26 protein-coding genes and 1 pseudogene are annotated in these 26,476 nt (G+C 72.2%); 8 read left to right on the top strand and 19 right to left on the bottom strand.

Features of this window, described 5'->3' with window-relative positions; translation table 11 throughout:
- Positions 1–145: 145 nt before the first annotated feature.
- The 4 genes from ACZ7EG_RS06430 to sigE all read right to left on the bottom strand — a co-directional run bounded on the left by ACZ7EG_RS06430 (position 146) and on the right by sigE (position 4,788).
- Complete coding sequence (locus ACZ7EG_RS06430) at positions 146–595, bottom strand: sec-independent translocase (RefSeq protein WP_471073154.1); 450 nt, start codon at positions 593–595, stop codon at positions 146–148.
- A gap of 217 nt (positions 596–812) precedes the next feature.
- A complete protein-coding gene (locus tag ACZ7EG_RS06435; protein ID WP_471073157.1) occupies positions 813–2,834 on the bottom strand; it encodes a S1C family serine protease in 2,022 nt (673 codons plus the stop codon).
- 131 nt (positions 2,835–2,965) lie between these two features.
- Complete coding sequence (locus ACZ7EG_RS06440) at positions 2,966–4,018, bottom strand: anti-sigma factor family protein (RefSeq protein WP_471073160.1); 1,053 nt, start codon at positions 4,016–4,018, stop codon at positions 2,966–2,968.
- Positions 4,015–4,788: an RNA polymerase sigma factor SigE gene (gene sigE / locus ACZ7EG_RS06445; RefSeq protein WP_344458630.1), complete on the bottom strand. Its 774-nt coding sequence runs from the start codon at positions 4,786–4,788 to the stop codon at positions 4,015–4,017. Before sigE ends, ACZ7EG_RS06440 begins: the two co-directional genes overlap by 4 nt.
- Positions 4,789–4,951: 163 nt before the next feature.
- On the opposite strand from sigE, the gene ACZ7EG_RS06450 reads away from it, so the two are divergent.
- Positions 4,952–5,650: an O-methyltransferase gene (locus ACZ7EG_RS06450; RefSeq protein ID WP_324614290.1), complete on the top strand. Its 699-nt coding sequence runs from the start codon at positions 4,952–4,954 to the stop codon at positions 5,648–5,650.
- A 117-nt stretch (positions 5,651–5,767) separates the two neighbouring features.
- On the opposite strand, the gene ACZ7EG_RS06455 is transcribed toward ACZ7EG_RS06450, so the two are convergent.
- Together ACZ7EG_RS06455 and ACZ7EG_RS06460 are read right to left on the bottom strand one after the other, a co-directional pair.
- Positions 5,768–5,935, bottom strand: a complete 168-nt coding sequence (locus ACZ7EG_RS06455) for a DUF3117 domain-containing protein (RefSeq protein ID WP_003966491.1) — start codon at positions 5,933–5,935, stop codon at positions 5,768–5,770.
- A gap of 153 nt (positions 5,936–6,088) precedes the next feature.
- Entirely contained in the window at positions 6,089–6,253 is a 165-nt protein-coding gene (locus ACZ7EG_RS06460; protein ID WP_159030577.1) for a hypothetical protein, read from the bottom strand.
- Positions 6,254–6,320: 67 nt separating this feature from the next.
- Here ACZ7EG_RS06460 and chcB point away from each other — a divergent pair, with 67 nt between their 5' ends.
- Complete coding sequence (gene chcB, locus ACZ7EG_RS06465; protein ID WP_471073165.1) at positions 6,321–7,124, top strand: 2-cyclohexenylcarbonyl CoA isomerase; 804 nt, start codon at positions 6,321–6,323, stop codon at positions 7,122–7,124.
- Positions 7,125–7,157: 33 nt separating this feature from the next.
- Here chcB and ACZ7EG_RS06470 read toward each other — a convergent pair whose 3' ends face one another.
- Together ACZ7EG_RS06470 and ACZ7EG_RS06475 are read right to left on the bottom strand one after the other, a co-directional pair.
- A complete protein-coding gene (locus tag ACZ7EG_RS06470; RefSeq protein ID WP_471073167.1) occupies positions 7,158–7,802 on the bottom strand; it encodes a DNA-3-methyladenine glycosylase I in 645 nt (214 codons plus the stop codon).
- Entirely contained in the window at positions 7,799–8,182 is a 384-nt protein-coding gene (locus tag ACZ7EG_RS06475; RefSeq protein ID WP_471073170.1) for a DivIVA domain-containing protein, read from the bottom strand. The genes ACZ7EG_RS06470 and ACZ7EG_RS06475 overlap by 4 nt, the downstream gene beginning before the upstream one ends.
- Before the next feature lie 145 nt (positions 8,183–8,327).
- On the opposite strand from ACZ7EG_RS06475, the gene folP reads away from it, so the two are divergent.
- Positions 8,328–9,188 (top strand): dihydropteroate synthase, encoded by an 861-nt coding sequence (gene folP / locus ACZ7EG_RS06480; protein WP_471073173.1) that lies wholly within the window; start codon positions 8,328–8,330, stop codon positions 9,186–9,188.
- A gap of 97 nt (positions 9,189–9,285) precedes the next feature.
- On the opposite strand, the gene ACZ7EG_RS06485 is transcribed toward folP, so the two are convergent.
- Positions 9,286–10,044, bottom strand: a complete 759-nt coding sequence (locus tag ACZ7EG_RS06485) for an LOG family protein (RefSeq protein ID WP_062928917.1) — start codon at positions 10,042–10,044, stop codon at positions 9,286–9,288.
- Between the two features lie 119 nt (positions 10,045–10,163).
- Entirely contained in the window at positions 10,164–11,243 is a 1,080-nt protein-coding gene (gene dapE / locus ACZ7EG_RS06490; RefSeq protein ID WP_471073177.1) for a succinyl-diaminopimelate desuccinylase, read from the bottom strand.
- Positions 11,244–11,328: 85 nt separating this feature from the next.
- Here dapE and ACZ7EG_RS06495 point away from each other — a divergent pair, with 85 nt between their 5' ends.
- Both ACZ7EG_RS06495 and ACZ7EG_RS06500 read left to right on the top strand, forming a co-directional pair.
- Positions 11,329–12,309: a VldE C-terminal domain-containing protein gene (locus ACZ7EG_RS06495; RefSeq protein WP_471073180.1), complete on the top strand. Its 981-nt coding sequence runs from the start codon at positions 11,329–11,331 to the stop codon at positions 12,307–12,309.
- 345 nt (positions 12,310–12,654) lie between these two features.
- On the top strand, positions 12,655–13,101 hold the full coding sequence (locus ACZ7EG_RS06500) for an ATP-binding protein (RefSeq protein WP_471073183.1): 447 nt from the start codon (positions 12,655–12,657) through the stop codon (positions 13,099–13,101).
- 80 nt (positions 13,102–13,181) lie between these two features.
- Here the strand turns inward: ACZ7EG_RS06500 and ACZ7EG_RS06505 are convergent, their stop codons facing one another.
- Positions 13,182–14,273 carry a bifunctional succinyldiaminopimelate transaminase/glutamate-prephenate aminotransferase gene (locus ACZ7EG_RS06505; RefSeq protein ID WP_471073185.1) on the bottom strand — a complete coding sequence of 364 codons (1,092 nt, stop codon included), beginning with the start codon at positions 14,271–14,273 and terminating at the stop codon, positions 13,182–13,184.
- Between the two features lie 120 nt (positions 14,274–14,393).
- On the bottom strand, positions 14,394–14,714 hold the full coding sequence (fdxA, locus tag ACZ7EG_RS06510; protein ID WP_003973842.1) for a ferredoxin: 321 nt from the start codon (positions 14,712–14,714) through the stop codon (positions 14,394–14,396).
- 140 nt (positions 14,715–14,854) lie between these two features.
- Between fdxA and ACZ7EG_RS06515 the strand changes: the two genes are divergently transcribed.
- Together ACZ7EG_RS06515 and ACZ7EG_RS06520 are read left to right on the top strand one after the other, a co-directional pair.
- Positions 14,855–15,862, top strand: a complete 1,008-nt coding sequence (locus ACZ7EG_RS06515) for a GNAT family N-acetyltransferase (RefSeq protein ID WP_471073188.1) — start codon at positions 14,855–14,857, stop codon at positions 15,860–15,862.
- 30 nt (positions 15,863–15,892) lie between these two features.
- A complete protein-coding gene (locus ACZ7EG_RS06520; RefSeq protein ID WP_471073191.1) occupies positions 15,893–16,744 on the top strand; it encodes a transglutaminase family protein in 852 nt (283 codons plus the stop codon).
- Between the two features lie 382 nt (positions 16,745–17,126).
- On the opposite strand, the pseudogene ACZ7EG_RS06525 reads toward ACZ7EG_RS06520, so the two are convergent.
- The 5 genes and pseudogenes from ACZ7EG_RS06525 to ACZ7EG_RS06545 all read right to left on the bottom strand — a co-directional run.
- Positions 17,127–17,291: pseudogene (locus ACZ7EG_RS06525) on the bottom strand (ATP-binding cassette domain-containing protein); the annotation flags it as partial.
- Positions 17,292–17,442: 151 nt separating this feature from the next.
- The gene (locus tag ACZ7EG_RS06530) at positions 17,443–20,097 is read right to left on the bottom strand and encodes a hypothetical protein (protein ID WP_471073194.1); all 2,655 of its coding nucleotides are present in this window, start codon (positions 20,095–20,097) and stop codon (positions 17,443–17,445) included.
- Between the two features lie 156 nt (positions 20,098–20,253).
- Entirely contained in the window at positions 20,254–20,664 is a 411-nt protein-coding gene (locus ACZ7EG_RS06535; RefSeq protein WP_471073197.1) for a DUF6113 family protein, read from the bottom strand.
- Positions 20,661–21,521: an N-acetyl-1-D-myo-inositol-2-amino-2-deoxy-alpha-D-glucopyranoside deacetylase gene (gene mshB / locus ACZ7EG_RS06540; protein ID WP_471073200.1), complete on the bottom strand. Its 861-nt coding sequence runs from the start codon at positions 21,519–21,521 to the stop codon at positions 20,661–20,663. The genes ACZ7EG_RS06535 and mshB overlap by 4 nt, the downstream gene beginning before the upstream one ends.
- Before the next feature lie 28 nt (positions 21,522–21,549).
- Positions 21,550–21,744, bottom strand: a complete 195-nt coding sequence (locus tag ACZ7EG_RS06545) for a hypothetical protein (protein ID WP_003992731.1) — start codon at positions 21,742–21,744, stop codon at positions 21,550–21,552.
- A gap of 178 nt (positions 21,745–21,922) precedes the next feature.
- Between ACZ7EG_RS06545 and ACZ7EG_RS06550 the strand changes: the two genes are divergently transcribed.
- Positions 21,923–24,049 (top strand): S9 family peptidase, encoded by a 2,127-nt coding sequence (locus tag ACZ7EG_RS06550; protein WP_471073204.1) that lies wholly within the window; start codon positions 21,923–21,925, stop codon positions 24,047–24,049.
- 218 nt (positions 24,050–24,267) lie between these two features.
- Here the strand turns inward: ACZ7EG_RS06550 and ACZ7EG_RS06555 are convergent, their stop codons facing one another.
- Together ACZ7EG_RS06555 and ACZ7EG_RS06560 are read right to left on the bottom strand one after the other, a co-directional pair.
- Entirely contained in the window at positions 24,268–25,416 is a 1,149-nt protein-coding gene (locus ACZ7EG_RS06555; RefSeq protein ID WP_471073207.1) for an ABC transporter ATP-binding protein, read from the bottom strand.
- The gene (locus ACZ7EG_RS06560; protein ID WP_471073210.1) at positions 25,409–26,467 is read right to left on the bottom strand and encodes an ABC transporter ATP-binding protein; all 1,059 of its coding nucleotides are present in this window, start codon (positions 26,465–26,467) and stop codon (positions 25,409–25,411) included. Before ACZ7EG_RS06560 ends, ACZ7EG_RS06555 begins: the two co-directional genes overlap by 8 nt.
- Between the last annotated feature and the right edge of the window lie 9 nt (positions 26,468–26,476).

The following is a 26,476-nucleotide window of genomic DNA, read 5'->3' on the forward strand; positions in this document are numbered from 1 at the left end:
CTCGGCAGCATAGCCACACCGCTGCGAGCAGCAGGGAAACCGCCCGGCGCGTGGGCCGCACGGGCGCCCGGATCGGGCCGTACACAGCCCGACCGGAGTATGAAACGCGTCACGCACCCGGGGCGTACGCCCCTGGGCGTGTCCCTCAGGTGGCGTCCGCGTCGAAGGGCGGCCGGTCGTCCGGGTCGGGCGTCTCGGGCTTCTTCGTCATGTCGATGCGACCACCGGACGAACCGGCGGCACCCCCGGCCGCAGCGGAGGAGGTGTCGGAGTCACGGCTGTGGACGGCGTCGGTGACCTCGGCCATCTCCTTCTTCAGGTCGAAGCCGTTGCGGATCTCCTTGAGCCCCAGGTCCTCGTTGTCCAGCTGCTTGCGGATGAACGTCTTGGGGTTGAGGTCCTCGAACTCGAAGTCCTTGAACTCCGGGCCGAGTTCCTCCCGGATGTCGTTCTTGGCGCTCTCCGAGAACTCACGGATCTTCCGGATCGTGCGCGTCACGTCCTGGATGACCTTGGGGAGCTTGTCCGGACCGAAGACGAGCACGGCAAGGACGATGAGCGTCACCAGCTCGAGTGGTCCTATGTCATTGAACACCTGAAGCTCCTAGCGATGTCCTCGGTCCTCGGCCCTCGTGGTCGGTGCGGGTCTTGCCGTGGTCCGGGCCGGATCCACGGTACCCGGCGATCCTGTCCGACCGGTACTGTCCCGGGACCTCCGCGTGCGGGAGGTGGGAGCGCTTTCCCGATCGTTTGCCTCGCCGGTCCGTTGTGAGGCCTGATGAGACGCCCTCCCGGGGCCCGGACCTCATGTCTCAGCCATCCGACGACCCGAGGACGAGCGAGACCTTGCGCTCCTTGCCGCCGCGCTCGACGGTCAGCTCCAGCCGGTCGCCGGGGCGGTGCGCCCGGGTCTTGACGATCAGTTCCTCGCCGGAGTGCACCCGCGCGCCGTCGACCTCCGTGATGACGTCGCCCGACTTGATCCCCGCCTTGGCGCCCGGGCCGCCGGCGGTGACGGGCGGTCCGCCCTCGCTGCCCTCGGCGGCGACGCGGGCGCCGTCGCCCGTGTAGTCCATGTCCAGCGTGATGCCGATGACCGGGTGGGTGGCCTTCCCGGTGTTGATCAGCTCCTCGGCGACGCGTTTGCCCTGGTTGATGGGTATGGCGAAGCCGAGGCCTATCGAACCGGACCGGGCGCTGTCCTGTGTGGAGCCGCTGTCCGCCGAGCGGATGGCCGAGTTGATGCCGATGACCCGGGCCCGGGCGTCGAGCAGGGGCCCGCCGGAGTTGCCGGGGTTGATGGGCGCGTCGGTCTGCAGCGCGTCGACGTACGACACGTCGCTGCCATCGCCCTTCTCGCCGCCGGCCGTGATGGGCCGCTGCTTGGCGCTGATGATGCCGGAGGTGACCGTGCCGGCCAGATCGAAGGGGGCGCCGATGGCCACGACCGGGTCCCCGACCTGCACGTTGTCCGAGTTGCCCAGCGGCAGGGGGGTGAGTCCGCTGACGCCCTTCACCTTCACGACGGCGAGGTCGTAGCCGCTGTCCCGGCCGACGACCTCGGCCTTTGCGGTCTGCCCTCCGTTGAACGTCACGGTGATCTCGCCGCCGGATCCGGCGGGCTGTACGACGTGGTTGTTGGTGAGGATGTGCCCGCGGGTGTCGAGCACGAAGCCGGTGCCCGTGCCCTGCTCGCCGGCGCCGCTGACATGCAGGGTGACCACGCTGGGCAGGGCCCGTCCGGCGATCCCGGCCACGCTGTCGGCGTCCCGCGCGGAGGCCTCCTTCCCGGCCTGCGGCAGCTCGACGGTCCCGACACCCCCGTTGCGCTCCAGATACGTCCCTACGGCGCCTCCGAGCCCCCCGGACACGAGCGCGAGCAGTACGGCACCGAGCACGAGGGACTTCCTGCCCCGCCTGCGCCGCTGCTGCGTGCTGAGCACGGCGGCGCCGTTCTGCTGGAAGGGTCCCTGTCCCCCGGCGGGGCCGATGGCCGCCCAGGGGTCGTAGCGCTGCCAGGGGTCGGGGACGGGGGCGGCTGCTGGAGCACCGGCGTGAACCGGCACGGTCGGCATGGGCTCTGGGTCGCCGAGGGCGGCGGGGGCACCGGGAGCACCGGAAGACGCACCGGGAGCACCGGAAGACCCACCGGGGACGCCTGGGGCACCGGGGTGCGGCGTCTCGGCCGACGGGTGAGCGGGAGGCGCGGGATCGCCGGTGGCCGGGGCGGACGGTGTGCCGTGCGGCTCGGGCGGCGACGGCACGACTGCGGTGCCCGGCACGGCCGGCTGCCCCGGTATCGCCACGCCTTGCACGGGGAGCGTCGCCGGGTGCTGGACGGGCGGCGCGGGCGCCCAGGGGCCGGGTTCGCCATAGGGCGGGGTGCTGTACGGGTCGGGGTCGTGCAGCGGCCGGGGAGCATCCTGCACCGGCCCGGCGGGCGGGTGCACCGGCCGGGAAGCATCTTGCACCGGCCCGGCGGGCGGGTGCAGCGGCCGGGGAACATCCTGCACCGGCCCGCCGGGCGAGGCCGGGGCAACGGGGACGCCCGGTCCCCCGGGCGCCGACGCCGTCGGCTCTCCGGCGCTCTCGGTCACAACCGCCTCGGGGCGCCTCAACTCGTAGTCCCCGTCTCCGTCGTGCCGAGGCGCGGGACGGGGCAGCTCGAAGTCCCCGTCGGGGCCGGTCGAGGCCGGGGCCGTCACCGGCCCGGGCACACCGTTCCCGCCCGGGTCCTCCGCCACGACCTGGTCCCTACCCTCCGGCTCCCCCGCAAGATCCTGCGGCCGTGGACGGCTCCACCACTTCGCTTTCGTGGGCTTCCCCTCGTTCATGCTCTCCCCACAGCCGCGGCACGGCTCGTCGCGTTGGCCGCAGTTCCTCGAACCGGCGCCCGGCCACACCTCGGCCGCGGGCGACAACCCCCGGATTCAATCAGGTTCGCGGGCCGGTGCGCAGAGGCCGGTCAGTGAGCCGTGCGCGAGGAAACGGGGGAAGAGGGGGACGAGGGGGGCGAGGTCGGGACCGCGAGGGGCACGGCGAGCAGCGGAGCCGTGATCTCGGGGACCGCGGACCACGAGGTCAGGGCGGCGGGAGTGGCCGCCTCGAGCGGACGTATCAACGGGGACATGACGGCGGCTCCGGCCACCACCGGGGCGGTCAGCGCGTGGAACGCGTGGTGCCGGGCGGCGGACGGCACTCCGGGCAGCAGCGGGGCCGAGACCTCGGTCGGGGCGACCGGGGCGCGGCCGAGCATGCTCTCGCCGTGCACCGGCCCGAGCTGCGGCGCCGTCCGGCGGCGCTGGGACTCGGGCGTCGTCGCGGCGCCGGTGCCCTGGGTGCGCATCGGTGTGACGTTGCTCCCCGTGCCCTGGCCACCGCGGGCCTCCGCGTCGGCCGGGGTGCCGGTGGTGATGCCGCCCAGCGCGATCGCCGCCAGGGACACGGCACCGGCGGCCACGAACGCGAATCGCAGCCGCGAGGACGACCGGTCGCCGTCGTGCCGGCCCACGTCGTGGATGCGGAAGCCCCTCTCCGGGGACAGGCCCCGGTGGCCGGGCAGGAGGCCGCCGGTGTCGGAGGGGAGGCCGGGGTTTCCGCCCGGGGACCCGGGCACCACGGGCAGGTGCGACCGGGACGGGGCGTACCCGAACTCGAACCGCTCGCCGCGTTTCACACCGAAGGCCCCGGACGATCCGAACCGTCCGGACAGTCCTCCGGGCAGCCCTCCTCCGCCCGGCGGTGTGATCTCACCGTCCGGGCCGCCGCCCGCGGGTAGTCCCTGCAGGCGGGCCAGGAAACTCTCGGAAGGGGGCGGCGGGGCCGCCTCCGCGAAGACGTTCTTCAGCCGGCGCTGGGCGTCCACCTCCGCCTTGCACTTCGGGCAGGTGGCCACGTGCGCCAGTACGCGCTCACGCGCGTCATGACCGAGCTCTCCGTCCACCAGGGCGGAGAGTCGGTCTCCCAGATGCTGCTCTGCGAGGTGACCCTCGGAGGCTTTCGGCCGAGATCCGCTCACGCGCTCGCGCCCCCTCCTCCCAGGGCGGGAACACGGGGCACGAAGGAGCGGCGCTCGGCGCGGGCCTCCGGGGAGCGGTGCGCGAGAGCCTTGCGCAGCTGGGAGCGTCCGCGGTGGATCCGGGAGCGGACCGTGCCGAGCTTGACGCCGAGGGTCGCCGCGATCTCCTCGTACGACAGTCCTTCGATGTCGCACAGGACGACCGCGGCGCGGAACTCGGGAGCGAGGGTGTCGAGGGCCTGCTGGACGTCCGCGTCGAAGTGCGCGTCGTTGAAGATCTGCTGCGGCGTGGGCTCCTTGCTGGGCAGGCGCTCGGCCGCGTCCTCGCCGAGCGCGTCGAAGCGGATGCGCTGCTTGCGGCGGACCATGTCCAGGAAGAGGTTCGTGGTGATGCGGTGCAGCCAGCCCTCGAAGGTGCCCGGCGTGTAGGTCGACAGGGAGCGGAAGACGCGGACGAAGACCTCCTGCGTGAGGTCCTCCGCGTCGTGCTGGTTGCCGGTCAGACGGTAGGCGAGCCGGTAGACCCGGCCGCTGTGCGTGCTGACGATCTCCTCCCACGTGGGCGGAGTCCACGCCTGCCCGTCCGCGTCGGTGGTGAAGGTCGCGGTCTGGGCGAAGTCAGCGGCGTGACTGTGGTCAGCAGCGGTGTCGTTCACAGATGTCGGCCTGCCTGCCGGTCCGAGGAAGCGCCGGAGCACTCCTCCGCGATCCACAGGCGCAGCCGCACCTCCCCTGTCAGCTCTGGTGGTGTCCAGTGGAGCCCCTACCATAGCCACCTCGCCCGTTAGGACCGGATAAGTGGTTTTACGAGAGTTTGATCTGGGCTGATACGCCTCGTACTGCTGCGTGGGCCCTCGCTCGGCGTCCTGATCCACTGCCCGTCCCCCCGTCCCGGCGCACGCCGCTCGCTCTTCCCTTTAAACGACCGGTCCCATCTGCGGGTTCCCGTGCCCAACGGATACAGTCACGCCCAGGCATTCACGGGGACAGGAGAGGGTCATTACCGGCAACCGGCAGACGAGCTGGGCGTTCGCCGACGCCTATGTCGCCGAGGACGAAACGCTGCACTGGGCCCGGGACCGGGCCCGTGAGGCAGGGTTGCGCTCGGTGACGCCCGGCACGGGCGCCGCGCTGCGGTTGCTGGCCGCGTCGGTCGACGCGAAGGCCGTCGCGGAGATCGGGACCGGCTGCGGTGTCTCCGGAATCCATCTCCTGCACGGTATGCGGCCGGACGGTGTCCTGACGACCGTGGACCCCGAGCCGGAGCACCAGCAGTTCGCCCGTCAGGCCTTCCGTGCCTCCGGCTTCGCCAGCAACCGGGCCCGCTTCATCCCGGGCCGCGCCCTGGACGTGCTGCCCCGCCTCGCGGACGCCGGTTACGACCTGGTCTTCTGCGACGGTGATCGCCTGGAGGTCATGGACTACCTCGCCGAATCGTTGCGCCTGCTGCGTACCGGCGGGCTGGTCGTCTTCGAGGGCGCCTTCGCGAACGGCCGCACGGTGGATTCCGGTCCGCAGCCCACGGAGGTGCTGCGGCTGCGGGAGCTGCTGCGCGCGGTGCGCGAGAGCCAGGAGCTGGTGCCGTCGCTGCTGCCGGTGGGCGACGGGCTGCTGTGCGCGGTGAAACGCTAGCCGGGCCGCACGTTATCGGAGCGGGAGCCGGGGCAGGCGAGTGTCATCGGCGGGAAAACAGCCGCCCCGGCACCGAGGTGATGCCGGGGCAACTGAAAGGGTATGGTCGCTTCCGCGTCAGCCGACGACCTTCTTGAGGGCGTCGCCGAGCGCGTCGGCCTCGTCAGGGGTCAGCTCGACGACGAGCCGACCGCCGCCTTCGAGCGGAACGCGCATGACGATGCCCCGCCCCTCCTTGGTCACCTCGAGCGGGCCATCACCCGTTCGCGGCTTCATGGCCGCCATGCTCGTTCCCCTTCCTGAAACCCAGCTCATCGTCAAAGCCGACGGCCCCTGAGAAGGGCACACGTGCGGCCCTTGTGGCAGGACACGCGACACCGGCATCGAACACATTGCTTCCAAGCCATTATCCCGCATCTCAGGACCCGATGACCAACATCAGTCGGCATCGCTTGGGCAACGCACGCGAGCAAAACCACTCAATTCGGCGATGAGGCTGCGATACTCCGCCACCGCACACACTTCCGCCGAACCAATCCGGACGAGAATTGTTTGACGCAGGTCACACGTCCGGTCAGGTTCCCGGCCCGCGATCTCCGTCATGCTGTCCTGCAGACCCGGGGCGTACCGGCCGGTACGTCCCCGTTCCGCGACCCGGAGGGGATACGCCATGGCCGACACCGTGCTCTACGAGGTGAGCGACGGACTCGCGACGATCACGCTGAACCGCCCGGAGGCGATGAACGCGCTGAACGTGGAGACCAAGGTCGCCCTGCGGGAGGCGGTCGAGTCGGCGGCGGGCGACGCCGCGGTGCGGGCGGTGCTGCTGACCGCCGCCGGTGACCGGGCGTTCTGCGTCGGGCAGGACCTCAAGGAGCACATCGGGCTGCTGGCCGCGGACCGGGAGGCCGGGTCGGGGCAGACCATGAGCACGGTGCGGGAGCACTACAACCCGATCGTGCGGGCGCTGGCCGGGGCGGCGAAGCCGGTCGTCGCCGCCGTGAACGGGGTCGCGGCCGGGGCGGGCTTCGGCTTCGCGCTCGCCGCGGACTACCGGATCGTGGCGGACTCGGCGGCGTTCAACACCTCGTTCGCCGGGGTCGCGCTGACCGCCGACTCGGGCATCTCCTGGACGCTGCCGCGGGTGGTCGGCCCGGGGCGGGCCGCCGACCTGCTGCTCTTCCCGCGCAGCATCAGTGCGCAGGAGGCGTACGAGCTGGGCATCGCCAACCGGCTCGTGCCGTCCGCCGAGCTGCGCGCGGAGGCCGAGAAGGTGGCGCGGGCGCTGGCCGAGGGCCCGACGGTGGCGTACGCGGCGCTGAAGGAGTCGGTGGCGTACGGGCTGACGCACTCCCTGGAGGAGGCCCTGGAGAAGGAGGACGAGCTCCAGACCAGGGCCGGCTCCTCCGAGGATCACGCGATCGCGGTGCAGGCCTTCGTCAACAAGGAGAAGCCGAAGTACTTGGGCCGGTGAGTTCGGGGCGGTCGCGCCGTGGGGCTGCGGGTCCTATGTGGTTGATCGCGCCCCCGCGGCGGAGCCGCACATCGACTCAGCCCCGCGTCCCGGCGAGGCCCTTCTGGCCACGCAGGACTGCAGGTGATCGTCCACCAGGCCGCACGCCTGCATCAGGGCGTACGCCGTCGTCGGCCCGACGAAGCGCAGGCCCCGCTTCTTCAGGGCCTTGGACAGGGCCGTCGACTCGGGAGTGACGGGCGGGACGTCGGACAGGGTCTTCGGAGCCGGGCGGCCGACCGGATCGGGGGCGTGGGACCAGATCAGTCGGTCCAGTTCGCCCGGGGTCCATTCGGTCAGCGCACGCGCGTTGGCGAGGGTCGCGTCGATCTTGGCGCGGTTGCGGATGATGCCCGCGTCGGCCAGGAGGCGCTCGCGGTCCTCCTCGGTGAAGGCGGCCACCGAGGCGATCTTGAAGTCGGCGAAGGCGGCGCGGAAACCGGGCCGGCGGCGCAGGATGGTGATCCACGACAGGCCGGACTGGAAGGCCTCCAGGCTGAGCCGCTCGAAGAGCGCGTCGTCGCCGTGGACGGGGCGGCCCCACTCCTCGTCGTGGTAGGCGACGTACTCCGGGGCGGAGAGGGCCCAGGGGCAGCGCAGTGAGCCGTCCGGGCCGGCCAGGGCGGCGCCGTCGCTCACGGCCGGTCCTCCCGCTTCGGCTTGTCCATGGAGACGTGGTTCTCCTCGGCGGCGGGCACCGGCCCGTGGGCGGAGGCCGACCGGGCACCGGCCAGGGCGGACTCCAGGTCGGCGATGCGGGCGTCGCGCTCGGCGAGCTCGGCACCCAGGCGGCTGAGGGCGTCGTCCACGTCCGCCATGCGGTAGCCGCGGGCGGCCGGAGGGAAGCGCAGGCCTTCGACGTCCGCACGGTTGACCGGCCGGTCCGGGGGCAGCGGGTCCCGCAGCCGCTCGGGGGCGGCCTCGGGCAGCGGGCTGTTCTCGCCGCCGCCCACCACGGCGAGCGTCACCGCGGCGACCACGACGGCGAGCGCGACGACCAGGAACAGGAACATAACCATCGCGGGGCCCCCACGGTCGGACGGATCGGACGCTGCGGACGTCCTTCGAGTCGGATGTTGTCAGGCTCCGATCGTGCCATGCGAGTCCGACGGTTAGGGTCGCAGGCGGCGGAAGACGGGACGTACCCAGGAAAGGTCACAGGGGATGCTCAGGCTGGGCAAGCGGGAATTCGGACCACAAGAGCCGGTGATCATGGCGATCGTGAACCGCACCCCGGACTCCTTCTACGACCAGGGCGCCACCTTCCGCGACGAGCCGGCCCTCGCGCGTGTCGAGCAGGCGGTGGCCGACGGGGCCGCGATCATCGACATCGGCGGGGTCAAGGCCGGACCTGGCGAGGAGGTCACGGCCGAGGAGGAGGCCCGGCGGACGGTCGGGTTCGTGGCGGAGGTGCGGCGGCGGTTCCCGGACGTGATCATCAGCGTGGACACCTGGCGGGCCGAGGTCGGCGAGGCAGTGTGCGAGGCCGGGGCCGACCTGCTGAACGACGCGTGGGGCGGGATCGATCCAGGGCTCGCGGAGGTCGCCGCGCGCCATCGGGTGGGGCTGGTGTGCACGCACGCCGGCGGAGCGGAGCCGCGGACGCGGCCGCACCGGATCGAGTACGACGACGTCATGGCGGACATCCTGGGCGTGACGGTCGGCTTGGCCGAGCGGGCGCTCGCGCTGGGGGTGCCGCGAGAGTCGATCATGATCGATCCGGGGCACGACTTCGGGAAGAACACCCGGCACAGCCTGGAGGCGACGCGGCGGCTGGACGAGATGGTCGCCACGGGGTGGCCGGTGCTGGTGTCGCTGTCCAACAAGGACTTCGTCGGGGAGACGCTGGACCGGCCCGTGAAGGAGCGGGTCGTGGGGACGTTGGCGACGACGGCGGTGTCCGCGTGGCTGGGGGCGCAGGTGTACCGGGTGCACGAGGTCGCCGAGACGCGCCAGGTGCTGGAGATGGTGGCGACGATCGCGGGGCATCGGGGTCCTGCCGTTGCCCGGCGCGGGTTGGCCTGACTGAGGTACCAGGGGGCTCCGCCCCCTGGACCCCCCCGGGCCTGTGCCCACCCGCCGCCCGACACGGCCGGACAGGAGGCCGGGCTCGAAAAGACCTCTACCTGCCCGCCTCCTTCGACACGAGGGCCACCGCCTCGTCCACGTCGTCCGTCACGTGGAACAGCAGCAGGTCCTTCTCCGCCGCCTTGCCCTGGGCGATCACCGTGCCGCGGAGCCAGTCGACCAGGCCGCCCCAGTAGTCGCTGCCGAACAGGACGATCGGGAAGCGGGTGACTTTCTGGGTCTGGACCAGGGTGAGGGCCTCGAAGAGTTCGTCGAGGGTGCCGAGACCGCCGGGCAGGACGACGAAGCCCTGGGCGTACTTGACGAACATCATCTTCCGGACGAAGAAGTAGCGGAAGTTCAGGCCGATGTCGACGTACGGGTTCAGGCCCTGCTCGAACGGCAGCTCGATACCGAGGCCGACGGAGATGCCCTTCGCCTCGAGGGCGCCCTTGTTGGCCGCCTCCATCGCGCCCGGGCCGCCGCCCGTGATGACGGCGAAGCCCGCGTCGACCAGGCCCTGCCCCAGCCGCACGCCCGCTTCGTACTCGGGTGAGTCCGCCGGGGTCCGGGCCGAGCCGAAGACGCTGATCGCGGGCGGGAGTTCGGCGAGCGTGCCGAAGCCCTCGATGAACTCCGACTGGATGCGCAGCACGCGCCAGGGGTCGGTGTGGACCCAGTCGGAGGGGGCCCGCTCGTCCAGCAGCCGCTGGTCGGTGGTGCTGGCCTGTACCTGGTCCCGCCGCTGGAGGACCGGGCCCAGGCGCTTTTCCTCCGGCGGCTGCTTCTTCCCCTCGGGGTTGCCGGTCGCCATGTGCGCTCCCTCCGTCGTGCCTGTCTTTCCACCTCAGCGTAGATCTACGCGGGTTACGAACGAGGGACGTGAGCATGTCCGCGATGGAGCGCCGTAAACCCGAGGGGCGTCCGGCAGGCTCAGGCGGTCAGCCAGTTCCGCAGCCGCTCCTCGCCCGCGAGGATCTTGGCGATCTCCACGCGCTCGTCCCGCTTGTGCGCCAAGTGGGGGTTGCCGGGGCCGTAGTTGACCGCCGGGACGCCGAGCGCGGAGAAGCGGGAGACGTCCGTCCAGCCGTACTTCGGCATCGGGGTGCCGCCGACCGCCTCGATGAACGCCTTGGCCGCCGGGTGGGACAGGCCGGGCATCGCCGCGCCGCTGTGGTCGACGACCTCGAACTCGGCGACTCCGCAGTCCGCGAAGACCTCCCGGACGTGCGCGACGGCCTCCTCGGGCGTGCGGTCGGGTGCGTAGCGGAAGTTGACGGTGACGACGCACTCGTCGGGGATGACGTTGCCGGCCACTCCCCCGCTGATGCCGACCGCGTTCAGGCCCTCGCGATACTCCAGGCCGTCGATGACCGGCCAGCGGGGTTCGTAGGAGGCCAGCCGGGCGAGGATCGGGGACGCGGCGTGGATCGCGTTGGAGCCCATCCAGCCGCGCGCGGAGTGGGCCCGCTCGCCGGTGGTCTTCAGCAGGACCCGCAGCGTGCCCTGGCAGCCGCCCTCGACCTGGCCGTCCGACGGCTCCAGGAGCACCGCGAAGTCGCCCTCCAGCCACTCGGGGTGCGCCTCGGAGACGTGCTTGAGGCCGTTCAGCTCGGCGGCGACCTCTTCGTTGTCGTAGAAGACGAAGGTCAGGTCGCGGTTGGGGGCGGGGACCGTGGCCGCGATGCGCAGCTGCACGGCGACGCCCGACTTCATGTCGCAGGTGCCGCAGCCCCACAGGACGCCGTCCTCGTCGAGCCGGGAGGGGACGTTGTCCGCGATCGGGACGGTGTCGATGTGCCCGGCCAGGATCACCCGCTCCGAGCGGCCGAGGTTCGTGCGGGCCACGACGTTGTTGCCGTACCGGTCGACCGTCAGATGGGGCAGCGCGCGCAGTGCGGTCTCGATCGCGTCGGCGAGTGGCTTCTCGGTGCCGCTCTCGGAGCGGAAGTCGACGAGCCGGGCGGTGAGCTCCGCGGCGTCCAGCGTGAGGTCAAGCGAGGTGTCGGCCATGCCGTCGACCCTAACGCGCCAGACCGTGGCCTCACCGTCCCCACCCTGCTCATGCCACCCCGTACTCTCCAGTACCTTGTACGGCGTGCCAGAGCCGTCCTCTCCCAAGCGTCGTGGCCGCCTCTTCCGATGCGGAGCCGCCTTCATGGCCCTGCTCGCGGTCGCCGGTTACCTCGTCGTGCAGTACGTCACCGGCGGCTCGGGCGGACCGGGCTGCAAGGTCGTCTCCGGCAAGGGCGACGGGGCGTCGTACGAGTTCACGCCCGAGCAGGCGGTGAACGCGGCGACGATCACCGCCGTGGGGACCGGGCGCGGTCTGCCCGAGCGGGCCGTGACCATCGCGCTGGCGACGGCGCTGCAGGAGTCGGCCCTGCGCAACATCAAGCACGGCGACCGGGACTCCCTCGGCCTGTTCCAGCAGCGGCCCTCGCAGGGCTGGGGAACGCCGAAGGAGATCATGGACCCGACGTACTCGGCCGGTGAGTTCTACGAGCATCTGGTCAAGGTGCCCGGCTACACCCGGCTGCCGCTCACGGTCGCCGCGCAGCGCGTGCAGCGCAGCGGTTTCCCGCAGGCCTACGCCAAGCACGAGCCGGACGCCGCGCTGCTGGCCGCGGCCCTCACCGGGCAGTCCGCGGCCACGCTCACCTGCGACGGCCGCCCGGCCGCGACCCGGGCGTCGGGCCCGGACGGGGTGCGTGCCGCGCTCGTGCGTGACTTCGGGCGCGTCGTACTGGACCCGGCCGGCGCCGAGGTGGGCGGTGCGCCGAGGGGCACGCCCACGCCGTCCCCGAGCGCCACGGACGGGGACGGCGGGCGGACCGTGACACTGCCGGTGACCGCCGACACCACTGCGGCGACCGGGCGGAGCCCGGGCCTGCGCGGCTGGCAGCTGGCGCACTGGGCCGTGGCCAACGCCTCCGAGCTGCACATCGCGCGCGTCACCTACGCGGGGCGGGAGTGGGTGGCGGGGAACACCGCCAGCCAGTGGCGCAGCGCCACGGAAAAGGGCACCGCGGGTGCGGAACGCGCCGCGGACGCCGTCCGTATTGTCACGATGCAGTAGATCGCGCAGGGGTACGGGAACTCACCCTTGGGCGTTATGCGTGCGCCTGTGAACCGAGGGTGTGCGCAGGTTTTCGCAGCCTCACCCGGGAACTCCTGAAAACCCTTGGGCGCACAGGGCCGGAAGGGATGGGGCGGCCTTTCCGGCGGGGGCCTTTTCGCCCGTTTGTCCGCAGCCGATTATGCGACGCATTACCAACTCTTTACGTTCCCTCGCCGCAACCTTCGCGGGTTTCAAGCGGTAGTCACTGCGTCCGAGCCGGGGGTCGATCACAGCCAGTCGATCAACGCCCGGTGCCGGTCGGACACTTCACGAACCTCTGTTCTCTCCCGTTGAAGGAGCACCATGTCCCTCCCCCTGACCCGCCGTATCGCCCGTGCCGCGCTGATCGTCGCTGCGGGAGCGGCTGCCGGGGTCGGTGCGGCCGGCTCCGCCAGTGCGGCCCCCGAGCTGCCGGCCAACCCGAACCTCGGCGGACTGACCGCCCTGGACGGGGCGAATGTCGGCAGGACCGTCGACGGCGCGACGACGGACGTCTCCAAGTCCGCGGGTGACACCGGCAGCAAGACCGTCAAGAAGGCGGTGCCGACCGCGGGCAAGCTCGGCGGCAAGACGGTCAAGAAGGCCACGCCCGTCGCACAGAAGGCGGCCGGTGCGGCGGCGGGCTCCGCCGGGAAGCTCGTCGGTGAGGCAGCCGGTTCGGCCCAGGGCGGTCTGCCGACGGACTCCCTGACGAAGGGCGGCGTGCCCTCCACGGGCACCCTGCCGACGAAGGGCCTGCCGGTCGGCTGACGCCAAGCCCCACGTCCGAGGCCTGAGGGGCCCGGGGAAGCTTCCCGGGCCCCTCAGGCCTGTACTCACCGCGGCAGCGGTCACAGACGCCGTACCGCCGCCGCCACCCTCTCGTCCGTCGCCGTCAGTGCCACCCGGACGAACTCCGCGCCGGCCGGGCCGTAGAAGTCGCCGGGGGCCACGAGGATGCCCCGCTTGGCGAGGTGGTCGACCGTGTCCCAGCAGGACTCGCCCCTGGTGGCCCACAGGTAGAGGCTGGCCTCGCTGTGCTCGATGCGGAAGCCGTGGGTCAGCAGGGCCTCGCGAAGCAGCTCGCGGCGGGACGCGTAGCGCTCGCGCTGGACACGGACGTGCTCGTCGTCGCCGAGGGCCGCGATCATCGCCGCCTGCGTCGGGGCCGACGTCATCATGCCGCCGTGCTTGCGGATCTCCAGCAGCGGGCCGAGGACCGCCGGGTCACCGGCCAGGAAGGCCGCGCGGTAGCCGGCGAGGTTCGAGCGCTTGGAGAGCGAGTGGACGGAGACGATGCCGTCGTAGGAGCCGCCGTTGACGTCCGGGTGCAGGACCGAGACCGGGTCGGCCTCCCAGCCCAGCTCCAGGTAGCACTCGTCGGAGAAGAGCAGGACGCCGTGCGAGCGGGCCCAGGCGACGATCCGGGTCAGCTCTTCCTTGGAGAGGACCTTGCCCGTGGGGTTCGACGGGGAGTTCAGCCAGAGGAGCTTCAGGCCGTCGGGGTCCAGCTCCGTCGGGTCGTCGTAGGCCTCGTGGTCGGCGCGCGCCAGCCGGGCGCCGACCTCGTACGTCGGGTAGGCCAGGCGCGGGTAGGCCACCCGGTCGCCGGGGCCGAGGCCCAGCTGGGTCGGGAGCCAGGCGACGAGTTCCTTGGAGCCGACGATCGGCAGCACGTGGCGGTGGGTGACGTCCCGGGCGCCGAGGCGGCGCTCGACCCAGCCGGTGATCGCGTCGCGCAGTTCGGGCGTGCCCCAGACGGTCGGGTAGCCCGGCGAGTCGGCAGCGGCCACCAGTGCTTTCTGGATCCGCTCGGGCACCGGGTCGACGGGGGTGCCGACGGACAGGTCGACGATGCCGTCCGGGTGGGCGGCCGCCGTGGCCTTGTACGGGGTCAGCTTGTCCCAGGGGAAGGTGGGCAGGCGGTCGGAGACTGCGGACACGGGTTCTGGCTCACTTTCTGGTACGTACGAGCCGGTGACGGCAAACGCCTCGGCCCCGTACGGCGATCACGGGGTGATCAGGCCGTACGGGACCGAGGCGGCACGGAGTGCGGGCCGCTCTTACTGGTTCTGCGGCGGCAGCGCGGCGACGAAGGGGTGGTCGCGCTCGATCAGCCCCAGCTTGCTGGCTCCGCCGGGCGAACCGAGCTCGTCGAAGAACTCGACGTTCGCCTTGTAGTAGTCCTTCCACTCCTCGGGAGTGTCGTCCTCGTAGAAGATCGCCTCGACCGGGCAGACCGGCTCACAGGCACCACAGTCGACGCATTCGTCCGGGTGGATGTACAAGGACCGCTGGCCCTCGTAGATGCAGTCGACCGGGCACTCCTCGATGCACGCCTTGTCCTTGACGTCGACACAAGGCTGCGCGATGACGTAGGTCACGCTGTCGTTCCTCCTCGATAGGGCGCTGGCGGGCCTCCTCAGGCTCCGCCGCCTGGCGCGCGGGAGCGCGGCGTCGTCGATGCCCGCCCCTAGTATCTCCGTTCCTGGGCATGATCCGAACAGGAGGGGTGAACTGACCTGTGGAAATCTCTGCCGCCGGGCGACTCGAGGTCCGCATCACCACTGCTGACGTGGGCAAACGGGTCTCCGTACGGAGCTTGATCGAACATGGCGCTCCGGGTGAGAAGTTCACCGACACGGTCGGTGTTCTCACATCATGGGACAACGGTGTGCTGCTCATCACACGGAAGAGCGGCGAAAGCGTCCGTATCGCGGAATCGGCGCTGGTCGCGGGCAAGACCGTGCCCGCCGCACCGGCGCGTCGCCGCGGTCCCGCCGCCTCCTACGAGGAGCTGGCCCGGGTCGCCGCGCGGGCCTGGCTGCCCGTGGAGAGCGAACGGCTCGGCGAGTGGGAGCTGCGGGCCGCGTCCGGGTTCACGCGGCGGGCCAATTCGGTGCTGCCGCTGGGTGAGCCGGGCGTGCCGCTGGACGAGGCGCTGGACGCCGTGCGGCAGTGGTACGGCGAGCGCGGACTGCCCGCCTACGTGCAGACCGCGACCGGGGCCGAGGGCACGCAGGAGCTGCTCTGCGCCGAGCTGGAGGGGCGGGGCTGGGTGCGGGAGGTGACCGCCGAGCTGTGGGTCGGACCGCTGGCGTCGATCGCCGACCGGGGTGATCCGGCGGGGGTCGTGCTGTCCCGGGAGGCCGATGAGGCCTGGCTGGGCCGGTATCAGCGCAAGGGCGTGAGCGGGGTGGCGTTGCGGGTGCTTCAGGGCGGGCCCTCCGTGTGGTTCGCGAGCATGCCCGGGCCGACGGGGCCCACCGCCATCGGGCGGTGTGTCGTCGACGGGCGGTGGGCCGGCTTCGCCGCCGTCGAGGTCGATCCGGCGCTGCGGCGGCAGGGTCTCGCCACGGCCGTGATGGCGGCGCTGGCCCGCCGGGCGCTCGACGAGGGCGCGTCGGCCGCGTGGCTCCAGGTCGAGGCCGAGAACACGGCAGCGCGGGCGCTGTACGCCCCCATGGGCTTCGCCGCGCACCACGCCTACCACCACTACCGGGCGCCGGACGCCGACGGCACCGGCCGGTAACCGATCGTCGCGAGAGGGCACGAGCCAGCCATGCGTCCCCCGTATCCCCCGTCCCCCGAGCGTTCCGCCGAGCTGCGTCGGCGGTTCGCCGAGGAGGCCCGGTCCGAACGGCCCGATCTGTCGACGCTGTGCCTGCTGGTGGGTGCGGAGGCGGACGGGGAGCTGGACGAGGCGGGTCTGGACGCCGCACAGGTCGAACTGGACCGGCTGGCCGGGCTGCTGCCGTACCGGCCCGCCGGGCCGCGGGCCTGGGCGGTCGCCCTGCGGGAGCTGCTCGGCGACCGGATGGGGTTCCACGGCACCCCGGGCGACTACCAGCGTCTGGAGTCCTCGCTGCTGCACGAGGTACTGGTGCGGCGCAGGGGGCTGCCGATCCTGCTGTCCGTGGTCTGGATGGAGGTCGCCAGGCGGGCGGGGGCACCGGTGTACGGGGTGGCCCTGCCGGGGCACTTCGTGGTCGGGTTCGGGCCCGACGAAGGGCAGGTGCTCGCCGATCCGTTCGGCGGGGGGCGGGTGCTCAGCGGGACCGACGCGGAGTTGCTGGTGGCCGGGGCGACGGGGGCGCGGCTGGATACGGCGATGTTGCGGCCGGCGGATCCGCTGGAGGTGGTGCTGCGGATCCTGAACAACGTGCGGGCGTGGGCCGCGGCCCGTCCCGAGCGGTCCGATGTGGCGTTGTGGGCGGTGGAGTTGTCGTTGCTGCTGCCTTCGCATCCGGCGCGGTTGCGGTACGAGCGGGCGCAGTTGCTCGTACAGCGAGGGGAGTTCGTGGCCGGGGCCGTGGAGTTGGAGGCCTATGCGGAGGTCGTCTCGGCGGTGGACGAGGGGGCCGCGGAGCGGGTGCGGGGGGAGGCTTTCGCGGCTCGGGCGATGTTGAACTGACGCCTTCTCGCCTCACGGGGTTCCCGTGATCTCGCGTGTGCGGGTGCGTGCGGGTGCGGGTGCGTGCGGGTGCGGGTGCGGGTGCGTGGAGGCTGGTCGCGCAGTTCCCCGCGCCCCTTCGGGGCCCGGTCCACAGCGCGAGTGCGGGTTGTTCGTGGCCGGTCGCGCAGTTCCCCGCGCCCCTTCGAGACCCGGTCCACAGCGCGTGCGCAGGTTGTTCGTGGCCGGTCGCGCAGTTCCCCGCGCCCCTTCGGGGCCCGGTCGACGGCGCGTGCGCGGGTTGTTCGTGGCTGGTCGCGCAGTTCCCCGCGCCCCTTCGAGACCCGGTCCACAGCGCGAGTGCGGGTTGTTCGTGGCCGGTCGCGCAGTGCCCCGCTGGATGGCCGAGCAGCAGATCGAGGGTGGTGGACTTGCCGGCACCGTTGGGGCCGAGCAGTGCCACGGTCCCCCCGGGCCTGAGGTCGAGGGTCAGCCCGGCCACGGCCCGGACGGCGTCGAGCGCCTTGCTCACCTGGTCGAACGCGACCACCGAAGCTGTCGTCGTCATGGGGACATCGTGGCTTCGGGGGTGTCGGCGGGGGCAGTGCCGGGTGTCCGGAGTGCCGCATGACGGTTGTCATGCCCGAGAGGTGACGGCGAGAGCCCCCGGCCCTCATCCCTCATCGGGCGGGGGCTCTCGTGCGGCGGGTGGCCGGAGGTCAGTTCGGCTTGGTGTCGATGACTCCGACGCGCTCCGCGGGCGTCTTGCCGCGCAGGGCCTTGCGCAGGGCCGTGACGACGTCCTGCGGCGTGACGTCGCGCTTGCCGCTCGCGCCCTCGATCTGCACGCCGTCGAAGGTCGTGCCGTACGCCTCCTTGAGCGCCTTGAGGTTGTACGTGTCCACGAGCTTGCCGTCGACGGCCTTGAAGCTGAGGATCTTCGGCAGCGACAGCGCACCGAACGGGATGCTGTGCGCCGGGTCGGTCTGCACGAAGGCCTTGGCCGACATCGCGGGCTGCGCGAAGTCCTTCAGCACCCGGTCGACCTCGGCGTTCGAGACGGTCGGCTGCCGGGTGGTGGTCGGGAGGTTCACCGTGCCGGGCGTGCCGGTCTCCACCTGGGTGCGGTACGCCTCCTCCACCACCGTCGTCGACTTGGCGAGGTCGATGCCCTTGCCGGTCTTGCCGTACACGGGGACGGCCTTGCCGCCCTTGAACTCGATCGTGCCGTCGGTCGACGCGCCGGAGCCACCCGCCGCCTCCTCCAGGGACGCGTGCAGCTTCTCCTCGTCGACCGGCATGACCGGCGTGACGGCACGGTGGTTGCCGAAGACCGAGCCGATCACGGAGACCGGGTTGTAGTCGCTCTTCGCCGCCGCGTCGGCCGTGGCGTCCATGTCGAACTGCAGGCCCGCCTTGTCCGGGTCGAGGGCGACGGTCTTGCCGCCCACCGACAGCTTCAGCGGCGTGCCGACGCGGTCGTCGAAGGCCTCGTCGAGCTTCCTTACGGCGCCGTCGCGGGTGGTGCCGCCGATGTCGACGCCGAGCACGGTGGTGCCCTTGGGCACGTCGGTGCGGTTCATCAGCAGACCGGCGCCGTACACGCCACCGGCGAGGACGACCACGCCGACGGCCACCAGCACGAGCTTGCTGCGCCCCTTCTTCTTCGGCGCCTTCGAGGAACTCGCCGGGGGCGGCGAGACCGGCTCGGGCAGCTTCGGAGCGGCGTGGGGCACCGGGCCGTCACCGGGGGCGCCCGGGGCGAACGGCGAGACCCCGCCGGACGGTACGACGGGAATGCCGCTGGTGACGGTGTGCCCGGAGACGTTGTCGTGCCGGGGGCCGTAGCCCGGGCCGTCCGACGGCTCGGGGGCCGGCTTCTGCGGGGTCAGGATGGCGGTGTCGTCGCTCATGCCACCGCCGGGGCCCGCGGTGCCGGGAGCAGGGGTGCCGGCGAGCGGGCCCTTGCCCGCGGGGCCGCCAGGCGCTCCGGGGGCGCCGGGGCCGCCGCCCATGGCACCGGGGCCGCCGGGAGCACCGGGGCCACCCGGTCGGCCGGGCTCGTGGAAGGCACCGGGGGCTCCGGGGCCGCCGGGCCCACCGGGGCGGCCGGGCTCGTTGAAGGCACCAGGAGCTCCGGGGCCGCCGGGCCCGCCGGGCTCGTTGAACGCCTCGGGGCCACCGGACCTGCCCGGGGCACCGAAGCCACCGGGGCCGGATGCGCCAGGGCCGCCGGGGGCAGTGGGGGCGCCGGGGCGGCCGGGCTCGTTGAACGCCTCGGGGGTGCCGGGCCTGCCCGGGGCACCGAAGCCGCCGGGGCCGGATGCGCCAGGGCCGCCGGGGGCGTTGAAGGCGTCCGGACCGCCGGGTCCGCCCGGCGCGTTGCCGAAGCCGCCAGGAGCGCCAGGAGCGTCGAAGCCGCCGGGGCCACCCTGCCCGCCGGGTGCGTCGAAGCCGCCCGGGCCGCCGGCCGACGGCACCGTCGGGCCGTCGCCGGTGACCGGTCCGCCGGTCGGGCCGGTCGGGCCCTGCGACCCGGGACCGCCGGACGGACCGCCGTAGCCACCCTGCCCGTTCTGCCCGTTCTGCCCGTCGCGGCCGTTCTCGGAGAAGTACGGCAGGTCGTCGCGGCGCGGTTCGCCGCCGCCCGGGGCGGGACGCGAGCCGTTGCCCAGCGGGCCCGCCGCGAGGGCCTCGGTGACGTCGAAGGAGCCGGTGCCGCCGCCGTGCCCGGGCGCGACGGGGCCGCCGGTCGCGCCGCCCGGAAGCCCGGCACCGTTCGTACCGCCGGACCGGGAGCCGCCCGGCGCGCCCATGGAGCCGACCACACCTCCGGGCCGCCCGGTACCCGGCCGCGTCCCACCGGACGCACCGGCACCGGAACCCGGCGCATCGGCACCAGGACCGCCCGCCGCCGGGCGCGAACCGCCCGGCATCCCGGCTCCGTTCGTGGAGCCGCTGCCCGGACCGCCCTTGCCGCCGCCCGACTTGCGCGGCGCGAACCAGTCGCTGGCCGGCTTGTCGTCGCCCGGCTGGCCGGGCTCGGCGGGAGGCTCGACCGGTGCCGGGGACGGGGCGGTGCCCGGTGTCGTCGGCGCCTCACCGCGGGTGTCGGCGTCGGCCGTGCCCTCCGCCTCAGCGACGGGCTTGCGCACCACCACGGGCGGAATGGGCCGCGACCCGGGGATGTTGATCCGGATCCGGGTCGTCAGCGTGGTCTCGGTCTTGCGTTCCTCCGGCCGCGTGGCGGAACGGCCCGCGTCCGCACCGGCGTCGGAGACCGTCGGGGTCCCGTACGGCGGCGTACCCGACGGGTAGGCGGCTCCGCCGCGCCCGTTGGGCCCGGAGGACGGAGTGTCAGTTTCACGACTCAAGGCAGGTTCTCCCGGTTGGCTCCGCCGCCCGACACAACCTCACGCGGGCAGCTCGGCGGCGCGCACCACCATACTGGCCACTTCTCGCCCGTATCCCGTGACCGTCGTGGAAACCCACACCGGACCCCCACGGCCACGTCCTGGCGAAGTGGTACGTCACTCGGCAAGTCGGACGGGACCGCCGTCCGGTTGCCGCCCCGGGGCGAGGGTGGCACAGATCACAGCCACGGCGATGCCTCCGAGCAGGAAGAGATAGGAGCCGCTCCCCGCGGCGAAGACGAAGTCGCCCTCGGGACGGCTGGCGGTGAGCAGGACGACGGCGAGCATCCAGCCGGCGGCGGCCGCGACGCCTCCCGCCCGGCCGCGGACGACCCATGAGGCGCCCAGGACGGCTCCGGCCTCTCCGGCCAGGGCGAGCAGCAGCCCGCCCGGGAACCACCCGGGCTGCACCAGGGCCCCGGCGACGCCGACCACGGCGCCGAGCACGAAGAAGCCGAGGCAGGCGCCGACGCGTCCGGCGGTGGGCGGGCGCATCGGCTGGGCCAGCATCGGCGTCCGGCCGCTCATGAGGCCTCCTCGAGACCGGCGAACAGGTCCGTCTCCCGCTCGCCGGGGCCCGCCTCACCGCGCACCAGCTCGTAGTACTCGGTGGTGAGGATCGGCTGGGCGAGTTCGTTGGACAGCACGAAGTACGGCCCGTCCACGGTGATCTGGGTGGCGTGGGCGCGCATCGCGGCGGCCTTGGCGGCGGCGTGGGCGGTGCCGTCGATCACGGTGGTGATCCGCTCCTCGGGCACGACACCCGGGACGTCGTCGGCGTCGGCCGCCTTGGTGAAGGCCGTGCCGGGCAGGTCCTCCCTCAGCCGCGCGAAGGACTCCTCCACAACCGGCCGGGGAACCCGGTTCCAGTAGACCTTGGGGATCGGCAGGCCGGCGTCGGCGGACAGTTCCGCGGCGCGCATGGCGACGCGGTGGGCCTGGATGTGGTCGGGGTGACCGTAGCCGCCGTTGTCGTCGTAGGTGACGAGAACCTGGGGGCGTACCTCGCGGATCACCTCGACGAGGTGCGCGGCGGCCCCGTCGACGTCGGCCTGCCAGAAGCAGCCGGGGTCGTCGTTGTCGGGCAGGCCCATCATCCCGGAGTCGCTGTAGCGCCCGGCACCGCCGAGCAGGCGGAAGTCCGTCACGCCGAGCTCGGCCATGGCGGCGGTGAGCTCACGGCGACGGTGCCGGCCCAGGGCGGCACCGCTCAGGTGGGCGAGGTCCGGTGGAATGACCTCGCCGCGTTCGCCGAGGGTGCAGGTGACCAGGGTGACGTGGGCACCCTCGGCCGCGTACCTGGCCATCGTCGCGCCGTTGTTGATCGACTCGTCGTCCGGGTGCGCGTGCACCAGCAGCAGACGCCGGTCGGGCAGTTCCGTCATGGGACCAGCCTACGAGGTCCCACGACGCTCAGAACTTGATGCTGCCGATCATGCCCGCGATGTTCGTCGTCAGCTCGCTGATCGTGGGAGCGACGGTCGAGGAGGCGAGGTAGAAGCCGAGCAGCATGCAGACGATCGCATGCCCCGCCTTCAGTCCCGACTTCTTGATCAGCAGGAAGACGATGATCGCCAGCAGCACCACCGCCGAAATCGAGAGTGCCACGGCGGTTCACCTCCAAAGATCCACGAGGGCGCGAGGGGGTCGGACTATGGGGGCATCAAATCCGTACAGCAGCCAGCAGGTTCATACCCACTATGCGACATTGATCATAACTATCCCTCTGCGCGCATCGATCGGCGCACGGCCGCACAAGGGGGCGCATGGCCAATATGGTCAGGGCATGACGACCGAGCCTCACTCCTTCCCCCGACGGCACGCCCGTACCCAGCGCTTCACGCTCGGCGCGCCCCGTTCGTTCACCGTGGCGCCCGACGGTTCGCGTGTCGTGTTCCTGCGCTCCGGTTCCGGTACGGACCGGGCGAATTCGCTCTGGGTCCTCGACACGGAGGAGGGCTCGGAGCGCGTTGCCGCCGACCCGCGTGCCCTGCTGGGCGGTGCGTCGGAGGACCTCTCACCCGAGGAACGGGCCCGGCGCGAACGCAGCCGCGAAGGCGGGGCCGGCATCGTCGGGTATGCCACCGACACGGCCGTCGAGTTGGCCTCTTTCGCCTTGTCGGGGCGGCTGTTCGCGGCCGAGCTGCGGGCCGGGACGGCGCGTGAACTGTCCGTGCCGGGGCCCGTGATCGACCCGCGTCCGTCGCCCGACGGGCGGCACGTCGCGTATGTCGCGCAGGGCGCCCTGCGGGTGGTGGGCGCCGAGGGAGAGGACGACCGGGCGCTCGCCGAGCCGGAGTCGGAGAATGTCTCATACGGACTGGCCGAGTTCATCGCGGCCGAGGAGATGGGGCGTTCGCGGGGCTTCTGGTGGGCTCCGGAGTCGGACCGGCTGCTCATGGCGCGGGTGGACGACACGCCGGTGCGGCGCTGGTGGATCGCCGACCCCGCCCATCCGGAACGGGAGCCGCAGCGGGTGCCGTACCCGGCGGCGGGCACCGGCAACGCGGAGGTGCGGCTGTTCGTGATCGGCCTGGACGGGCTGCGGACGGAGGTCACCTGGGACCGGGTGCGCTACCCGTACCTGGCACATGTCCACTGGTCAGCGGCGGGCGCGCCGCTGCTGCTGGTACAGGCGCGCGACCAGCGCAGCCAGCTGATCCTGGCCGTGGATCCGGACTCGGGCGCGACTCGGATGGTGCACGCCGATGAAGATCGAACATGGCTTGATCTTTTCCCCGGGGTGCCGTGCTGGAGCCCGTCCGGTCAGCTGGTGCGGATCGCCGACGAGGGCGGGGCGCGCGTGCTGGCGGTCGGGGACCGGCCGCTCACCGGCGCTCAGCTGCACGTCCGGGCCCTGCTGGACGTCTCCGCCGACGACGTGCTGATCTCGGCGTCGGCGGGCGCGGAGGCCGCCGGGGAGGCGGAGACGGGCGAGGTGCACGTGTACCGGGTGAACGAACTCGGCGTGGAGCGCGTCTCGCGGGAGCCGGGCGTGCACGCGGCGGTGCGGGCCGGGGAGGTGACGGTCCTGGTCTCGGCGGCACTGAACCGGCCAGGTTCACTGGTGCAGGTCCTGCGCGACGGAAAACCGACCAGGACTGTCCCTTCGTATGCCGAAAATCCTGGTATGTCCCCCCGCGTGACGCTCACCGAGGGGGGCGCACGGCGCATCCCGTGCGCCGTGCTTATGCCTCGGGACTACGACGGTGACACCCCACTGCCGGTGCTCATGGACCCGTACGGAGGTCCGCACGGCCAGCGGGTGGTGGCCGCGCACAACGCCCACCTCACCTCGCAGTGGTTCGCGGACCAGGGCTTCGCGGTCGTGGTCGCGGACGGCCGCGGCACCCCGGGCCGCTCCCCCGCCTGGGAGAAGGCGATCCATCACGACTTCACGCTGTCGCTGGACGACCAGGTGGAGGCCCTGGAGGACCTCGCGAAGCGCCACCCCCTGGACCTGTCCCGGGTGGCCATCCGCGGCTGGTCCTACGGCGGCTGGCTCGCGGGCCTGGCGGTGCTGCGCCGCCCGGACGTCTTCCACGCCGGCATCGCGGGCGCACCGGTGACGGACTGGAGCCTGTACGACACCCACTACACGGAGCGCTACCTGGGCACTCCGGCGGAGCACCCGGAGGCGTACGCGAAGAGCTCCCTCGTCACCGCCGAGGGTCTGTCCTCCCCCGCCGAGCCGCACCGCCCCCTGATGGTCGTGCACGGCCTCGCCGACGACAACGTCGTGGTCGCCCACGCCCTGCGCCTGTCCTCGGCCCTGCTGGCCGCCGGCCGCCCCCACGAGGTGCTGCCGCTGTCCGGCGTCACCCACATCACCCCGCAGGAACAGGTCGCCGAGAACCTGCTCCTCCTCCAGGTCGACTTCCTCAAGCGCTCCCTGGGCATCACGACCCCCTGAACACGGCGACGGGCCGGAACGCCTCCCGGCGTCCCGGCCCGTCTACGGCACCCGCACGGCCGTACGCTGACCAGCCTGACGTGTCCGTATATCGGAACAGGGTCGGCGAAGTTGCCTGCGTGTTAACGCAGTTGGCCGGGATCGCCGGGCCGTGGGACGAGGCCGGACGGCACCGTTCCCGGCACCCCAGGGGGATGCCGGGAACCAAGGTGACGAGGTCAGGCCGCGTGGACCACGTCCTTTTCCTCTGCGAAGTGGCAGGCCGACTCGTGGGCCGCCGGGGTGTCCGCGCCCTGAAAGCGCTCGGGGATGGCCAGGAGCGGGATCTCCTGGGCGCACTTGTCCTGGGCCTTCCAGCAGCGGGTGCGGAAGCGGCAGCCCGAGGGCGGGTTGGCCGGGGACGGGACGTCGCCGGTGAGGATGATCCGCTCGCGCCCCTCGCGGGACTCCGGGTCGGGGACCGGGACGGCCGACAGCAGCGCCTGGGTGTAGGGGTGCGTCGGGTGGTCGTAGATCTCCGTGTCCGAGCCGATCTCGGCCATCTTGCCGAGGTACATCACACCCACGCGGTCCGAGATGTGCCGGACGATCGACAGGTCGTGCGCGATGAAGAGATACGAGAGGTTGAACTCGTTCTGCAGCTTCTCCATCAGGTTGATGACCTGCGCCTGGACGGACACGTCCAGCGCGGAGACCGGCTCGTCGCAGATGATGATCTCGGGGTTCAGGGCCAGGCCGCGGGCGATGCCGATGCGCTGGCGCTGACCGCCCGAGAACTGGTGCGGGTAGCGGTTGATGTACTCGGGGTTGAGGCCGACGACGTCCAGGAGGTCCTGGACCTTGCGCCGGCGGTCGCCCTTCGGCGCCACCTCGGGGTGGATGTCGAAGGGCTCGCCGATGATGTCGCCCACCGTCATACGGGGGTTGAGCGAGGTGTAGGGGTCCTGGAACACCATCTGGATGTTCCGGCGGACCGCCTTCAGCGCACGCCCGGACAGCTTGGTGATGTCCTGGCCCTTGTAGAAGATCTCGCCCGCGGTCGCCTTCTCCAGCATCATCAGCAGCTTGGCGACGGTGGACTTGCCACAGCCGGACTCGCCCACGATGCCGAGCGTCTCGCCCTGGTAGAGGTCGAAGGAGACCCCGTCCACGGCCTTGACCGCGCCGATCTGACGCTTGAACAGGATGCCCTGGGTCAGCGGGAAGTGCTTGACCAGGTTGCGCACCTGCAGGATCGGCTCACCGCGCTCGACCGGCGCCTCGATGGCGGCGACGGCCTCCTCGTCGGTGGCCGCGTCGACCGTCTCGACCTCGGTGACGTTGGGGGTGGCGTCCATGGACTCGTCCTTCTTGTCCGGCTCAGCCATGGATCGTCTCCTTCCAGAAGTGGCACGCGCTGCCGCGGCCGACCAGCTCGCCGCCGTCCCGCTCGGTGACCGGGTGCAGCGGCGGGATGTCCGTACGGCAGATGTCCTGCGCCTGCGGGCACCGCGGGTTGAAGGCACAACCGGACGGGATACGCGTCAGGTTGGGCGGCAGGCCCTTGATCGCGTACAGGTCCTGGCCCTTCTGGTCCAGGCGCGGGATCGACTCGAGCAGACCCTTGGTGTAGGGGTGTGCGGGCCGCTTGTACAGCTCGTGCACGGGCGCGGTCTCCACGATCCGGCCCGCGTACATCACGGCGATCTTGTCCGCGACGTCGGCGACCACGCCGAGGTCGTGGGTGATCAGGATCAGGCCCATGTTGTACTCGCGCTGCAGCTCCGCGAGCAGGTCCATCACCTGGGCCTGGACCGTCACGTCGAGGGCCGTCGTCGGCTCGTCGGCGATGATCAGGTCCGGCTCCAGGGCGAGCGCCATCGCGATCATGATGCGCTGGCGCATACCGCCGGAGAACTGGTGCGGGTAGTCGCCGACGCGCTCCTTGGCGGCCGGGATCTTCACGCGGTCCATCAGCTCGATGGCCTTGGCCTTGGCGTCCTTCTTGCTCAGGCCCTGGTGGACGCGGAACATCTCGCCGAGCTGGTAGCCGACGGACAGCACGGGGTTCAGCGCGGACAGCGCGTCCTGGAAGATCATGGCGATCTTCCTGCCGCGGATCTTGCGCCGGGCGTCAGCCGACATGGTGAGCATGTCCTCGCCCCGGTACAGGATCTGACCCTGCGGAATCCGCCCGGGCGGCATGTCCAGGATGCCCATGATCGCCTGGGCGGTCACGGACTTGCCGGAGCCGGACTCGCCGAGCACGGCGAGGGTCTCGCCGGAGCTCACGGTGTAGTTGACGCCGTTGACGGCCTTGGCCACACCGTCACGGGTGTGGAACTCGACGTGCAGGTCGCGCACTTCGAGCAGGGGGACGTCACCCTCGGCCGCGCCGCGCGGCTCGGGGACGTTCCGGGTCTTGTCGATGGTGGTCACGTACGCCCT

The organism is Streptomyces sp. NPDC037100, assembly GCF_055606225.1.